This window comes from Leptospira idonii (assembly GCF_004770995.1).
GTDB lineage: Bacteria > Spirochaetota > Leptospiria > Leptospirales > Leptospiraceae > Leptospira_A > Leptospira_A idonii.
In genome coordinates, this window is sequence record NZ_RQHW01000031.1 from 1 (window position 1) to 15023 (window position 15023).

15 protein-coding genes are annotated in these 15023 nt (G+C 40.5%); 6 read left to right on the plus strand and 9 right to left on the minus strand.

The features are described from left to right. Nucleotides 1–399: 399 nt before the first annotated feature. The 8 genes from EHS15_RS08380 to EHS15_RS08415 all read right to left on the minus strand — a co-directional run bounded on the left by EHS15_RS08380 (nucleotide 400) and on the right by EHS15_RS08415 (nucleotide 8216). Complete coding sequence (locus EHS15_RS08380) at nucleotides 400–2079, minus strand: PEGA domain-containing protein (RefSeq protein WP_135760116.1); 1680 nt, start codon at nucleotides 2077–2079, stop codon at nucleotides 400–402. Then, the gene (locus tag EHS15_RS08385; protein ID WP_135760117.1) at nucleotides 2069–2848 is read right to left on the minus strand and encodes an ABC transporter permease subunit; all 780 of its coding nucleotides are present in this window, start codon (nucleotides 2846–2848) and stop codon (nucleotides 2069–2071) included. Before EHS15_RS08385 ends, EHS15_RS08380 begins: the two co-directional genes overlap by 11 nt. After that, nucleotides 2841–3743 (minus strand): ABC transporter permease subunit, encoded by a 903-nt coding sequence (locus EHS15_RS08390; RefSeq protein ID WP_135760269.1) that lies wholly within the window; start codon nucleotides 3741–3743, stop codon nucleotides 2841–2843. The genes EHS15_RS08385 and EHS15_RS08390 overlap by 8 nt, the downstream gene beginning before the upstream one ends. A 10-nt stretch (nucleotides 3744–3753) precedes the next feature. After that, nucleotides 3754–4209, minus strand: coding sequence for a PTS sugar transporter subunit IIA (locus EHS15_RS08395; protein ID WP_135760118.1), 456 nt, complete (start codon nucleotides 4207–4209; stop codon nucleotides 3754–3756). A gap of 32 nt (nucleotides 4210–4241) precedes the next feature. Further along, complete coding sequence (locus EHS15_RS08400) at nucleotides 4242–5144, minus strand: hypothetical protein (RefSeq protein ID WP_135760119.1); 903 nt, start codon at nucleotides 5142–5144, stop codon at nucleotides 4242–4244. After that, entirely contained in the window at nucleotides 5144–6304 is a 1161-nt protein-coding gene (locus tag EHS15_RS08405) for an oxidoreductase (protein ID WP_135760120.1), read from the minus strand. The genes EHS15_RS08400 and EHS15_RS08405 overlap by 1 nt, the downstream gene beginning before the upstream one ends. Nucleotides 6305–6317: 13 nt before the next feature. Next, nucleotides 6318–6596: a hypothetical protein gene (locus EHS15_RS08410; RefSeq protein WP_109020131.1), complete on the minus strand. Its 279-nt coding sequence runs from the start codon at nucleotides 6594–6596 to the stop codon at nucleotides 6318–6320. Between the two features lie 78 nt (nucleotides 6597–6674). After that, nucleotides 6675–8216 (minus strand): cellulose synthase family protein, encoded by a 1542-nt coding sequence (locus tag EHS15_RS08415; RefSeq protein ID WP_135760270.1) that lies wholly within the window; start codon nucleotides 8214–8216, stop codon nucleotides 6675–6677. Nucleotides 8217–8336: 120 nt separating this feature from the next. Between EHS15_RS08415 and EHS15_RS08420 the strand changes: the two genes are divergently transcribed. Further along, on the plus strand, nucleotides 8337–10520 hold the full coding sequence (locus EHS15_RS08420) for a hypothetical protein (protein ID WP_135760121.1): 2184 nt from the start codon (nucleotides 8337–8339) through the stop codon (nucleotides 10518–10520). After that, nucleotides 10520–11257, plus strand: a complete 738-nt coding sequence (locus tag EHS15_RS08425) for a motility protein A (protein ID WP_210416327.1) — start codon at nucleotides 10520–10522, stop codon at nucleotides 11255–11257. Before EHS15_RS08420 ends, EHS15_RS08425 begins: the two co-directional genes overlap by 1 nt. Nucleotides 11258–11269: 12 nt before the next feature. Here the strand turns inward: EHS15_RS08425 and EHS15_RS08430 are convergent, their stop codons facing one another. Further along, complete coding sequence (locus EHS15_RS08430) at nucleotides 11270–12256, minus strand: class I SAM-dependent methyltransferase (protein WP_135760123.1); 987 nt, start codon at nucleotides 12254–12256, stop codon at nucleotides 11270–11272. Between the two features lie 140 nt (nucleotides 12257–12396). Between EHS15_RS08430 and EHS15_RS08435 the strand changes: the two genes are divergently transcribed. The 4 genes from EHS15_RS08435 to EHS15_RS08450 are packed head-to-tail and all read left to right on the plus strand — an operon-like array spanning nucleotide 12397 to nucleotide 14879. Next, nucleotides 12397–12807 (plus strand): ribonuclease HI family protein, encoded by a 411-nt coding sequence (locus EHS15_RS08435; RefSeq protein WP_135760124.1) that lies wholly within the window; start codon nucleotides 12397–12399, stop codon nucleotides 12805–12807. Beyond that, nucleotides 12804–13157, plus strand: coding sequence for a hypothetical protein (locus tag EHS15_RS08440; protein WP_135760125.1), 354 nt, complete (start codon nucleotides 12804–12806; stop codon nucleotides 13155–13157). The genes EHS15_RS08435 and EHS15_RS08440 overlap by 4 nt, the downstream gene beginning before the upstream one ends. A gap of 31 nt (nucleotides 13158–13188) precedes the next feature. Beyond that, complete coding sequence (locus EHS15_RS08445) at nucleotides 13189–13614, plus strand: Fur family transcriptional regulator (protein WP_135760126.1); 426 nt, start codon at nucleotides 13189–13191, stop codon at nucleotides 13612–13614. Continuing rightward, a complete protein-coding gene (locus tag EHS15_RS08450) occupies nucleotides 13605–14879 on the plus strand; it encodes a CCA tRNA nucleotidyltransferase (RefSeq protein WP_135760127.1) in 1275 nt (424 codons plus the stop codon). Before EHS15_RS08445 ends, EHS15_RS08450 begins: the two co-directional genes overlap by 10 nt. Nucleotides 14880–15023: the final 144 nt, after the last annotated feature.

Genomic DNA, 15023 nt, shown 5'->3' on the forward strand with positions numbered 1-15023 from the left:
CACGCTCACGTGCCCGTCGGTAAAAACCAACTTACAATTATGTGCTAAGCCGTCAATTAAGTTTTATAAAAATTTTCCAAGTTACGCTTCAAAAATTAGATTTTTAGAGCGCAAAAAAGAGGGAAAATGATGCGGAATTATGTCTCATTACAAGAGGAGAAAATATATCCTCTCGGAGAATTAAACATACGTTAGGCAATAAGCTTAAGACCGTTACACGACACAAAACGAACAAAAAAATACGATCGATGGAGACAAGGCTTTCTTTCGAAAAAAGGGAGAGGTAGTTCCAACAAACAACGGACATAGCGGATTTTCCGAATGTAAATAAGATACGTCAAAAACAAAAGGTTTAGAACTTTATAAAATACAAATTCTCTGACACAATTCTTCTATGAGTTAGAAGCGCAGATTGTATTGAAAGTAACTGTAGGAGTCCGGCATAAAAACTCCATTCGCATTGGAGGAATACACTCCTCCTGCCGGTTGTTTGGAAGGAAGAAAACCTATATCGAAAGACTCTTCATCCAATCCTAATGCGAAAAAAGTGATCGCAGAAACAAACATGAGTCCGATCCCTACGACCATCACTCCTCCCACCAACTGACGATTGCGCCTGTTTTCCATAGGAAGAGTTCCCGCCAAATCCTTGTAATGATCTCGTTTGCTCTCGGCAGGATCAATGATCGATTTTTGATACGCATACCACATCCAGAACTGATCCGGATTTCCAGACAACGCCGCCTGAAACGCAGCGGTATTCACCCAAGTTACCTGCGGCCTGGCAGCCTCAATCGCTTTGTTTCCTGCATAATTGAAATACAAATAACCTGCATAAAAAAGAAGAGAGCCGTACATAGAATAGGTGGCAAAGTCCTTATAGGTATGATCTAAAAATACGTTCTGTTTGTTCGGATAATAAATCGAAGATTTTCCCGGACGAAGTGTCACATGAAAGCGGGAGAGTTCCCCTTCCTTAGCGTCTACAGGGCGAAATGAATCCACAAAGCCCTCTTTGGAAACCCGCAAACGATTCATTCCCGTAGGAATGGCAACGTTTTCCAAAGGAGTTTTTCCTAAAAATTGAACTCCCAAATAGACATCCGCATCTTCCTCTTCGGAAGTCACAGAGAGGGAAGCAGTATTTTTGATCTGATTCAGCTTGATGTCCAGATAAAACGACTTTCCCGATTCCAAATGAATGGTTTGTTTATAAGGAGCATGTCCCTCCAGAAATACGAATAACTCTCGTTTACCGATCGGAAACTTCTTATCCAATAAGGGAGTTTTTCCCAGATAAACTCCGTCGATATAAACCAAAGAAGATTCGGCGCCGGAGGTTTCAATTTGTACGGTAGTGGTTTCTTTTCCCTGAAGAGACTTGCGGATTTTTTCTCCCAAAGGGGCCATTTCTTGGTAGGCGCGAACGAAGCTTGTTTGATGGGAAAATTTAAGCGTCTTCCCTTCGTATTCATCGAACAATTCCGCATCCAGTTTGAGGTCCAGATCCGTTGCTGTAAATTCCCCGGTAAGAGTAAAGTCACATTCGTATTTGGAAGCGAGAGAATATACATCTTCGAAAAAAGGAGGTTTGATTTCGAAAATCTGCTTCAATTCCAGTTTGATGTATCTAGGATCTTTTTCGGGTTTTAGATTTTTTCTGCCTGCACGAAGATCCGCCAGATCATCCAAGTTTTGAATATCTCGTTTTTTCTTTTTTTTACCGGAAGATTCCGCATCCAATTTTTCCTGCAGAGTTTTCTCGGGATTTTTCCCGAAAGAATGATACACAATTTGAGGATGAGGATGTTCTATATAAATATATTCTAAATTTCTTAAATCAGAGAATAATACGGATGGAAGACCTTTGGATAGATAAGAGAATTTTTCCTCTTTGTGCGAAGATCGAAAAGGAAAGAGACAGAGTTTTCTTTTTTTCTCGAAATCGACAAAACCCTTTACGGATTGTTCCGGAAAACGATAATATTGATCCACCGCAAAGAGCGGAAATATTTGGCAAAAGAACGCAACTAGAAGTAAAAAACTGACAAGTCGCTTCATCCCGAATTTATTTTTCATCCCTACCGAAAGAATAAACCAAACCTATGATACCGAGTATGGGAAGCAAAACCGAAACAGGTGTCTTCTCAAAATAATCTTTGGAAAAAGAAATTTGTTCTCCTAGTCCGGGACCCCAATCGAATAAACTTGTATCCACTCCCAAATAGGAAAAAAGGGCGGTAGTCATGATCACGGAAGGAATCCCGGTTAAAAACAAATATTCGAACAAATTACGAAGAGCCGGCAAGAAATGAACGATAAAAACATGTCCGGAACTTCCACCTAACGAAAGAGAGGCAGCGACATATCCGCTTTGCCTCACATCTCTGATCTTCGCTTGAATCGATTCGTAGCTCATCGCCCAATCGGAAAGTACGATCGCAAAAAGAAGAGTCAATTTTGTTTCCGGAAAAACGGCAAGCACAACCAAAGCGACCAGAAGAGAAGGTAAGGATAAAAAGACGGAAGAGAAAGTTTCAACGAACAACGAATAACGGCTTTTGCGAATATAAGACAAAAAAGAAAAGAAAAAAGATACGAGCAAAGTAACGGCTCTCGCAGGAATGCAGAGAAGTATCGTAGCGACTGCACCGTAAGAAAAAAGAGCGATATTGTCTCTTCCCAAACGATCGCATCCAAGAGGATGTTCCGCAGATAAAAAAGCTTTTTCTCCCGCAAAAGACAAGTTCACTTCATTCGGAGAAGCATTTTTGAAACATCCGAATAAAACCAAAGCGAGAAACAAAACCCTCACCCAATTTCGGGGATTTTTCAGAGATTCAGGCATGTTCCCCTTCCCCGGAAAGTTTTTTCTGCCAATAAAGCGCAGATCGATTTACGATGTAAAATACGATTCCCGTGTACAAGAGTAAGGTGGCAAGAAGCCGAGAATCCATCGATTTGATAGAAAAATATAAGGACTTACCGATTCCAGGAAAAAAGAAAATCTCTTCTACTACCATAGCTCCCGACAATAAGGATCCGAAATCCAAAACGATGAGAATCATAGTCACAGGAAAAAGTTTCAGAAAAATTTCCCTAAAAACGATATGCCTCCAAGGATAACCTCTGGTTTTCAGAAGAAGGACGTATTGAGAATCTGCCTCTTGCCAAACTTCTTTCGATTGGAAGATATAAATGCGTGCGAATACCCTCATTCCTAAAGCCAGTCCGGGCAAAACCACATAATATGTGTTCCACGGTTCATATCCGCCGGGAGGAAAAAGCTCCCATTTATAAAAAAAGAAAAGAAGAAGCAAAACGGCTGCGACAAAGATGGGAGTCGACAGTATGATTTCGGAAACGGACTTAAAAAACAGATCTAACGTTCGAGAACCTAGATACAAAGCGAACAAAGATATTACGATCCCTCCGACGGATCCGAAAAGAATCGCAAATAAGGACAGATGCAAAGTGGGAAGAAATCGGGAAAAGATGTGAGAATAAACCGATTCCCCGCTTTCCGTTTTGCCTCCGTTTTCTAAGAGAATATTTTTCCAAAATTCCCCGAACGGCAGAACAAAAGAAGTAAGGATGGAATCGTTTTCGTTAGATGTAACTTGAGTTAAACCTCCATCCGCATAGAGATAAGCTTTGTCTTTGGAACGGAATGAAGAGATGGAACTGGCGATGAGGCTGAGTAAAAACAAAAACAGGAAAAAACGGATGAGTTCCGATTTCACAGATTTAGGCTTAAGAAAGAAATGCCTTTTGAATCTCTTCAAAGTTTTTCGCTTTGATGAGCTTCTCTCTTTCCTCAGGAATATTTAAAGTTTTTGCGATGAGTGCCAATGTTTTGATGTGATCTTGGAATTTATTTTTGGGAACGATCAACATGATGAAGATTTGCACCAAGGAATGATCCAAAGCCTCGAAGTCGATTCCTTGCGGAGCAATCGCCATCGAACATTTCAATTCATTCACATAATGGACAGAACAGTGAGGAATGGCAACTCCGCTTCCGATTCCCGTGGACATGGACTTTTCTCTGCTTAACAAAGAAGAGACGATCTCTTCTTCATTTGCGGCATCTAGCGTGGATGTAGCGACCATATGAGAAATCATTTTGCGGATCGCTTCTTCTTTAGAAGAAGCTGCGAAATCAAAAATGATATTCTTAGGTTCCAGAATCTCCAGGAGTTGATTCATAGGAGTATTACTTCCATAATTTTTAGACAGGGTTATTTTCCAAGAAAAACCCTAACAAAGACTCCTTCCAAGGGAAAAAAAAGCATAAATATGAGAAACGGATTTCCATTCAATTTGGCAATTAAGAAAGAAATCGGTAATACAATAATAAAACCAAATATGGTAACGAAAAAAGAGCCATAAAAATTTCTTCCCGGTGAGATATGAGAAATCAAAGAAACCGAGGAAAAGCTCACAATCCAGGCAAACGGCAAAGGAATCGTAGAGAATCCCATGACAGAATAGAGCAAAATCCAACCCAAAAAGTAAAAGAACAATACAGGTCTGCGGAAGGCTACCCATGAGATTCCGATTAAGACATAAGTAGATAAAATTTCAAAACTGGAGCGGAAAGGTTCCGCGGTGAAGTTTGCACCACGAAACAAAGGTAATGCGAAATTAGGACCGAGAGATGCGGGATCCACCTCGCCTCTTCCCGGGAAAAACAAAGATGCAGGATTTTGAGATCGAAAGCCCAACCCCATCAGTGAAAATACGGAATCCCATATAAAAGAAAACAGAAGCAGATACCAGAAGACAGGAATCTTTACTGAGTAGTTTTGAGAAACCACTGCATGAAAGAAAAAACCGGAAAGTAACGCCAATACTACAACTGCAGGATGAAACAAAGGCAAAGGAAGAAGCAAAAGATAAAGTAAAATTTGAGATGCGATTGCGATAGGATAAATATGATTTTTAGTACGAAGCAGGTAGTAATAATACAAACCGGAAAGCACCAAACAAAGAATTGTTGAGACTAGATACACGCCCGGTTGAAAAAATAAGAACAAACCGTATACGGCAAGAAGAGAGATAAAATAAAACAGGTCTGCGAATATCTCGGAGGATTTGATTCCCCAACTTCCTTCCGACAATATATAAAGATTTCGTATCATTAAGACTCTTTCGCCTCCAAGATACGAGCTCGGATATCGATTCCGGAAGGACAATATAAAGTGCAGATCCCGCATTCAATGCAGGAAGATTTCAAAAATTCGTCTTCTCTTGTTTTAACAAGGGCCAAAGGATTTGCTTTCGTAGGACAATAGGTATTACATTCATAACAGTCTATACATGCGAATTCATTTCGAATGACAGGAAGTCTTTCGTAAAGAGTAAGATTGTAATGCTCGTAAATATTAAAATTTCCTAATGAATGAATTTCGACGGATTGGATCGGTTCGAACATCCCTTGGAAACTCGCCACTTTATAACGCTGATCGATGTTCTGAGGTATAAAATCCAAAGCCTGACCGTTCGTCAAAAGAAATTGTCTGGGTTCTGTATCCAATCTGCCTTTTTTATCCACAAGACAAACGGAAAGATGCCTTCTCGTAAACGGCTCTCCATAATATAACATTCGTAATATATGGAAGATGGTTTCTGCGCCTAAATAGAGAAGTTCACAATGACGTAAGGAATGGTTCGCTTCTTCGATTCCTAATCCCATTTTAGTATGAATGAGATATTCCGGGATTCCATCCGGGTGTTTGTACTCCAGTTTTTCAGCGAGGAAATAGTTCTGCAAAACCGCCTTAGGAAAAACAGACTGCAAAAGAGCACCGAACTGAGAGAAGGCGTCCGCCATCTCGGATTCGATCATTTCTTTGAAATCCAAATGATTGTAACGAGAATAAGGAGAAAGAATGATATTGAATTCTTTTTGGCTCGAAAAATAAGAGAAATAAGTCTGAAGAGAAACGGAAGGAAAATCCAAAGAAGCAAGAGCACCTTTTTGGAATGTATTCAATAATTCTTCGTATGTGTAACTCTTAGAAGAATAAGGAGATTGAGTTCTCCAACCACCGTCTTGTTTGATTTGAAAATGGGAGCGGCTTTCCGTAAGGGAAGCAACTCCATTGACTGGTGCCAGGATACGTAAGGATCCTGTTTCGACTAAAACCTCCCCAAGCTCGACTCGCTTGGGAAATACATTCGGAATTTCGCTTCCCGGAGGAACGGGGATCAGGAAATTTCCCTGAATCGTCCGCTCCCGTTTGTTTTCTATTTTATGAAATTTCCGGGTAAAGGCGCGAGGAAGCCTAGGGAACAACACTTCCTTAGTCTGACTAGACGGCTTTCACCATGTAAATTTCATCTTTGATTGGGAGTTCTTTTTTGAGATTTTTGATATAAGGCAAAATCTCTCCCATTTCTTCGTAAAATTCGCAGTTGGTTTGCATTCTTCGAGCTACAGTAAAGTATTTATAGAGTTTTTCTTCTCCAGAACGTTTGGACCATTTTTTCTTATTACATTTCACTCGGAGAATGTATTTGTCCTGTTCCGATTCGTATTGGCGAACAACGACACAATGCAAGCAGTTCGCGCAGTAGACTTTTTCACTCATGGAAGACCCCTGAACCTAAGTTGAATGTACAGCTTTTAAAAGAAGGCCGTTTCGTCAAGTAAAGTACCCTGCCAGACCTTAGGCGAGGGCACTTGCCTCTTTTTCTTCCTTGGTGGCCGGCTTAAATTTCCAGTAAGATTCAGCCACAGACAGGAAGGAAACATAGTAAAACCCGATGGCGTAGAGAACCATAAATCCTATGATGTACGGTTTTCCGACCAAAAAGGAAAGATAAATGCAAAATAGGCAGTAGGATCCCATAAAGAATTCTAAAATAGCGCGGTAATCCACAGGTACCACATATTTCATCTTTTCTTTCAGATTCTCTGCTCCGCCCTCGATGCGAAGTTTAGGAGTTCTCTTGAATCCGGATTGAATTCCGAAAACCGCTTCCATCCAAGCGTAAGTGTTCATCACAGCGATTCCCGTTCCGATCATCACCAAAATTGGCAGATAGATGAGTTTGCTTTTCCATTCCTTATGGATTTCTCTTTGAGAATATGCGTAGAAGATCACCGGTCCCAAAGAACCGATGGAAAGGATGGCCGCTGAACCGAAAAGGATTTCCATCGGAAGGTCATCCATTTTGAAACCTGCCCAGTATTCCATCAGTAAGAGAGGAGCTGTCAGAAGGATATTGATGATCATCAAAGGATGAACGGAATAATTGATTAAGTGGGTGATCGCTTCCGCTTTGATCTTCCAAGATTCGTTGGAGTTCCAAATTCTAGGAATCAATTTCACTGCGGTTTGGATCGAACCTTTGCACCAACGGAATTGTTGGGATTTGTATGCATTCATGGTCGCAGGAATCTCTGCCTTACATACCACATCTTTGATGTAACGGAATTTCCATCCTTTCAATTCGGCACGGTAAGATAGATCGAAATCTTCCGTAAGAGTATCGTGTTCCCATCCGCCCGCATCTTCAATACAAGAACGACGCCAGATCCCTGCAGTTCCGTTGAAGTTCATCCAAAGATCGGAACCGTTACGAGCTACTTGCTCGATCATAAAGTGACCGTCGATTCCGAAACTTTGCGCTTTGGTAAGAATGTTGTAATTTTCGTTTAAGTGACCCCATCTGGTTTGCACCATTCCGATGATAGGATCTTTGAAATATCCCATAGTTCTAAGTAAAAAATCGGGTTCAGGAGTAAAATCAGCATCGAAAATAGCGATGAATTCGCCTTTCGCTTTTGCCATCCCTTCGTCTAACGCACCTGCTTTGTGACCTCTTCGATTGGTTCTATGAAGGTGTTCGATCCAAATTCCTTTTTGCGCATAGGAATGAACGAGCCCTCTTACCTTCTCGATGGTCTCGTCCGTAGAGTCGTCCAAAACCTGAATTTGGAGTTTGTCTTTCGGATAATCCAAAGCGCAGGCAGCATCCACAAGACGATCAATCACATAAAACTCGTTAAAGATAGGCAATTGAACAGTTACCACAGGCAATTTTTTGTCGTTTCTGGAAACTATGGATTCCGGTTCTTCGGCACAGTTTTGTTTAAACCTGCTGTATAGAAATACCATGAGGTAGGTATGTAGGCCGAAGTAAAAAAGGAATACTATGTCTAATCCATAGATCGCTAGGAAAGAAAATGACAAGAACGTAAGCATGGCTAATGTCAATGTCGGCAAGTCGACAGTTTCGGTCAAATATTTTGTGCAGCGCCAAATGATTTCGAATTTTCTTTAGTTTCTTTTCCGTACCGATCCTAAAATTTGGTTACCACTTACATGGATTCTCAATGGAAACGTTTTTGGGAAACAGGTCTTTTCCCTTCTCTCGAATTTAGTTTAAGCTTATCTTTCGGTTATTTTCTATCTCTGCTTTTTTACATTTCTTCCCGTGAATTGAGTTTGGTGGATACAAGCGATTCTGCCCTTCCGATTCTACAGGGAATTTTGACAGCGGGGTTCGGATTCGGATTCGTATATAGAAAATATTCTCAAAATCTCCCCAAACCGCTCACCATCGTATTATGTGTCCTGATCCTTACGGAATGGGTTTGGGTATTTCGGGAATCCGCTTCCGAATTTCTGATCGATTACATATTCTCCTTCGATTTGATTTTGGTAGGAGGAGCCGTAGGAAGTTTCGTCGCAGGATTATACTCCGGTTCCTTGAGAGATTACCGTTTTTTAAGTTTCGCTTTAGGAATCACCTTATTCACGTTTCACTCCCTATTCGACCCCAACCACGGTTATTCTCTAAAGACGATCCTGCTTATTCTTTTCACATTACTCGAAATTTATTTACTGAGCACTTTTTTGCAGAAGTCTCCTTTTTCCCTCAGGTTTTATAAAATCAGATCCAAAATAGGAAGACACCCGTTATTCGCTCCTTTTTACAGATCTGCGCTCTCTTTGCTTCTAGCTTATTGTTTTTTGCATTTGTACTTTCAACCCGGCCCGAAGATCCCTTTGATCCTATCCATTTCGTTTTCCGTTTTTTTCGGAAGGATTTTATCCTTAGTAACAAGTATTAAACGAGAAACGAAGGCGGTTTTTTTGATCGCAAGGATTCTTCTAGTAGTAGCTTTTTTCTTTTTTATCTACCAATCGTATTGGAATTCGTTTTATATCGCGCTCTGTATCTTATTAGGAGGAATCATAGGATTTTTCAAACCGAACGAAACAAAACAAAAAGAATATATATTCGTAAGTTTGGAAGCGGCAGGATACATCGGCCTCTCTTTATTGCTTTATCATTGGAACATTATGTTGGGGATTCGATCCCTTCTGGCTCTTTTGTTCGTTCCTATTCTCACACTTCCTTACCTAAGGCAAAAAAATATCACACGACTTCCTAAAGTTCTAATGTTTTGTATCACATCTCTTCTTGCGGTGATATTTTTCTATCCTCCTTCCATTAGAACCAGTCTTCCTTTTTCCAAAAACGAGATTTATGATCCTATCCCTTTTCAAATCCTTAATCTGGATATGAAGACGGATCACTTTATATTTTACAGATCGATTCTGCCTTTTCCTTCCAATAATTTCCTTCCTAAAAAATCGGAAATCGAAGATAAAATCGTAATTTTGAGTTTAAAGAACAATCAATCGCAAATCATTTCTTATATCGAAAGATTGAGCGAAGAAACTCATCCTTTCCTAATCTTTGTAAGTCGAAACAAAAACAACCCTACTCATCATATCAATGCCCTTTCCCTGCTACAAAGATTGAGCTTCTGGAGTTTCGATGTTTATTATCCTTCTTATATGAAACTTCCTGTGGATTTTTCCTCCGATCTTCCTAAAGACTGGAGAATCAAATACTTCCATGAAAGATTGGAGAATGCCTCTCCGGAAGAAGCGCAGAATGTTTTGGATTCCATCATCCGTTTCTCAGGCGGAGATTTGAGGAAAGACGCCCTCACCATTAAACACTCATATTACGAATCTTATTCGTCTTATGCCAGTTATTACCACGAACTAGGCCAGAATAAACTGGCTCTGGATGCGATCGCATTGGCGCGTAAATTCGAAACACCTAAAAAAGATCTCCTTCGCATCGCGTACAACAGTTTGAAGTATGCAACTCCCGAACCAGATTTTATTCCCATTCTGGAAGATCTTTCTTTAGAACCTGAATTTCAGGAATTCGCTTGGAACACTTTAGTCCCTATGTTCGAGTCTCTGGGAGATTGGAACAATGCATTAAAAAACATGTCCAACCTGGAAAGATATTACAGAGCCAAAAATCAGATTGAACTTGCCAATGAATTGGAGTTAGTTAAAGTTAGGCTGTATCTGAATCAGGAAAACTGGAAAGAGGCGGAGCCTTTGATTCTAACGAGGTTCAAAGAAAATCCTCAATCTGTGATTTGGGAAAGACTGAAGAACGAACTCATCGAAAAGAAAGATTCCTCCAGACGAGTTTATGTTCGTCCTGAAATGAAAGAAGCAAGGATTCAATGATGAATACCAGTATCTTAGGCATATTAGCGGCCGTTTTATCCGTCCTTGTGGCAATCCTAATCGAAGGAGCTTCCCTTCGATCGTTTTTACATCTTCCTGCCTTTCTTCTGATTTTGGGAGGAACCTTAGGTGCGACTTTAGCATCTTTCTCTCTAACACAGGTTTCACGATCCATTAGGGATTTAAAAAGTTCTTTGTTTGAAAAAGAACCCCTCGAACTACAATCCATCTTTTTTCGTTTCTGGGAAAAGGCACGGAAAGACGGACTTCTTTCTTTAGAAGAAGAAGCGAAAAAGCTAAAGAACCCTTTTCTACAAAAAGGCGTTCAATTGATCGTAGACGGATCCGATCCCAGAACCATCGAAGAACTTCTTTGGGATGCTCACGAAGAGTTGGAAAAAAAAGATCTTCGTTCCGCAAAAGTATTCGAAACAGCGGCGGGTTTTTCTCCTACGATCGGAATCATAGGAACCGTTCTAGGTCTTGTCAGTGTTTTGGAAAATTTGGAAGGAGGAACAAAAGTATTAGGGCAAGGAATTGCGACTGCATTCATCGCTACTTTTTACGGAATTTCCTTCGCAAACTTGATCTTTCTGCCTCTTGCCAATCAATTGAAATCTTTCGCAAAAAGACAAAGTAACGAAAGACAGGCGATCTTAAGAGGGGTTCTTGCACTGCAATCCGGAGAAAATAGAAGAATTTTAGCGGAAAGAATCGAACCTTTTTTAGAAAGATAAGCTTTCGAATCGTCAAACAGGGACAATTCGATACAATCTGTGGATTTTTTTATCTCTGAAATCTTCAGGAATGCTTTTTTCGGAAAGATCAATGCATTGATAATCCCTTTCTTTCCATTCCTCTTCCGGAATATTCCAGGCAAACTTACGGAAATTAGTCGAAAACCAAATTTCTCCCTTTTCAGTCAGAAATTTAGTGAGAAGAGTTAAGATCAAATTTCGATGATTCTCCTGAACATCCCACTCCTCCGTCATTTTTTTGCTGTTGGAAAAAGTAGGAGGATCCAAAAAAATCATATCGTATCTTTTACGATTCGGATTTTTCGCTTCATCCCGAATCCATGCCAAAACGTCCTTACATACGAATTCGTGATCTCTGCCGGAAAATCCGTTTTGAAGAAGATTCGTTTTTGCCCAATCGATATATGTGTTCGACATATCGACACTTGTAGTGGAAGCAGCGCCGCCTATCGCAGAATATACGGTAAAAGAGCCGGTATAACAGAATAAATTTAAAACGGACTTACCTTTCACTTCTTTAGAGAACCATTCTCTTGTCACTCGGTGGTCCAAAAACAAACCAGTGTCCAAATAGTCGGATAAGTTTACGGAAAATTGAATTTGGTTTTCTTTAACCCAAAAGGAACGAGAATGGGAGCTTAATTTTTCGTATTGATCTCTCCCTTTTTGTTTCTTTCTATTTTTTAAATAAAGGGATTCGGAAGGAATTGCAAAAACAGTTTCCACAATCTTAGCAATTTGTGAGAAGCGGTCTTCTTTTTCTTCTTCCGTTTGAAAACGTAAGGAACTTCTATCATACAATACGAAAGAGTCAGAATAACGATCCAAGATCACAGGAACCTGAGGAATGTCCTCGTCATAGACTCGATAACATTCGATCGAATTCTTTTTGGCCCATTTTTCTCTTTCTTTTTTAAGTTTACGCAAACGGTTTTCAAACATCTGAAGAGCGCCTGTGCCGGATGGAGAAGAAGTCATCGAAAGTCCTTAATACTAGAGATGGCGATTGTTAGGTAATGTCCTGCCTTTTTCCTTTTTAAAGGAAAATTTTTCCGTTTCATTCGCCTTTTTGCCTTTTCTCCTTGTGAGTTTTCTATGGATGAAGAATTTATCTTTCAATGCACAATCGCGATGCTCTCTTTATTTTTTGCGACGGTTCTTCCCGAGGCAATCCAGGCCCTGCAACGATAGGCGTTTCCGCTCAGACAAGAGACGGTGAAGAAATTTTTTTCCTTTCCGAAAAGATCGGAAATGCAACGAATAATGTCGCCGAATGGAGTGCTTTGGCCAGAGGAATGGAAGAAGCTCTTTCCAGGGATGAAAAAATCGTAAAATTCAGACTCGATTCCGAGCTAGTCGTAAAACAGATGAAAGGCGAATACAAGGTAAAAAACCAGGACCTTCTGAAATATAAAATAAAATGCGATCAGTTGAAAACAAAATTCGAATATTTTGAAATTCTTTATGTTCCCAGAGAACAAAATTCCCGAGCCGATGCTCTGGCAAACTTGGCACAAGACTCACCATGAAATTCTCTTTCCTAGTTCTTTTTACACTGCTTCTTCTGATTGGATGTAAACAAAATTTGGCGGTGGACGAGTTCGACGAACTCAAAAGAACCGGCTCCGTTTTTTCCCTGGCTCGTTACTGTGAAGAGAATAAACTCATTCTGGCACGCAGGGAAAAAGAATGCGAAAAGGCATTTGCAGACAGTCTCTCCGAAATCGAGTCGATTCTTTCCCGGCAAATCGACCTCTCCCTTACAAAAGTGATTGTACCAAAATCGAAGGGGGAAGAAATTGAACTTCTACTTAGAACCAAAACAAAATGGGGCATTCGTTATCTGGAAATCTGGAAACAATCCGTGATTTTAGAATAGACAAACCCCGGTCTAAATAGATAAACAAAGTATGGCAATCGGCGATCCTTCACAAATCCTGAAAAAAATCGGTCTAAAAGTGACCAAAAACAGGGAAAAAGTTATTTCTATCCTCCAGGAGTCCAGAAGGCCGCTGAACCACCATGAAATCATGGAAAAATTGCCGAAAGACGAATCCTGGGATCGGGTTACCATTTATCGTGCGTTATCTGACCTTGAGGAAAAAAACCTTTTAAACTCTCTTCACTCGACGGATCGAGTCACCTATTTCGAGTTAAAAGAAGAAGGAAGCCAAACGGTTTCCTTAGCACATGGCCATCTTGTATGTAATTCCTGCGGGAAAATAGAATGTATCGACGATCCTTGGAACGGCATCCCTTCCGCAAAACAACTGAGAGGTTTCCAAACCGAATCCGTAGAAATCGTGTTCAGGGGTATTTGTAAGTCTTGCCAATAACAGACTTAGCTCTATCGATTCCGGAACCCTTTCGTTCCCATTTATCCTTCATTCAATCCACTCTCAAAAAGGCGGGATTCGAATCCTACTTAGTGGGAGGTTCCGTTCGGGACCTAGTAATGAACAAAGTTCCGAAAGAATACGATCTTACCACTTCCGCACGTCCAGAGCACGTAAAATCCCTTTTCAAACAAGTGATTGAAACGGGAATTCAGCATGGAACTGTAACTATAGTTAAAGATAAAATCCATTACGAAATCACCACTTATCGAATCGATAAGGATTACACGGACGGAAGACATCCCGATAAAGTGGAATTCGGAACAAACCTCAGTGAAGATTTAAAACGCCGTGACTTTACGATGAATGCACTCGCCTTAAACCTGGAGACAGGCGAACTCATAGACGAGCACGGAGGCAGAGAAGATATAAACAATCGAATCATTAAAACGATAGGAGATCCTATCTTAAGATTTACCGAAGACGGCCTCCGTCCTGTGCGGGCAATGAGATTCGCAAGCGTGCTCGGGTTCAAAATCGAATCCAATACGAAAGAAGCGATCGCAAAAACGAAAAACATCACTTCCAAAATTTCCGTAGAACGGCTGCAAGATGAGATCATCAAATCCTTCTTGGGTCCTGCCCCTTCCGTTCTTCTGACTCTTCTTCTCGAGGAAGGTACTCTTTCCTTATTCATTCCGGAACTAAAGGAAAAAGTAAAACCGAACGGGGAATACCTCCTTATGCAAGATACCCTTCCTAAAACCCAATTGGGTTTTGTTTTAGGTGCTTGGCTCTTGGCAATTGATCCTTATGTCTCATCTTCCTTGGCGGAAACATCTCTGAAAAAATTGAAATTTTCGAATCAGATGCAAAAGGATGCTGTTTTTTTCCTGGATCTGATACAAAATCTTAAAAAAGAACAAACTAACGAAGAATATCCGATTAGAAAGAAATTTCTTTCTCCGATCAAAAAACACCTAAACACACGTAAGATGACTCCGGAAGATCTTTTTTCCTGTTTAAAAACGATTTTTCCGGACTGGACCAAACAAGCGGAAGGTGTTTGGGAGACTTCTCCCCCTCTGCTTTTGTCCGATTTGCAAATCAACGGGAAAGATTTGGAGAAACTATATCCGAATCTCCCCAAAGAAAGGTACGGAGAACTCCTCAACTTCCTTCTGGACCAAGTTTTGCGCTCTCCAAATAACAATCACTTCGCTCACTTATCAGCACAGTCTGCTCAATTTATAGACAATTTGTAAAGTTTTCGAAAAGGGATTTGTAGGAACTCCTACAGCCGCTTTCAAAAAATGTGCAAAAAATACTCATCCTGCACTCAGGATGCGTGAATCCTGTTCGTTTCAGAACCAGTACAAGTTTATTTTTTTTGGGAACCTTTCTCCTGG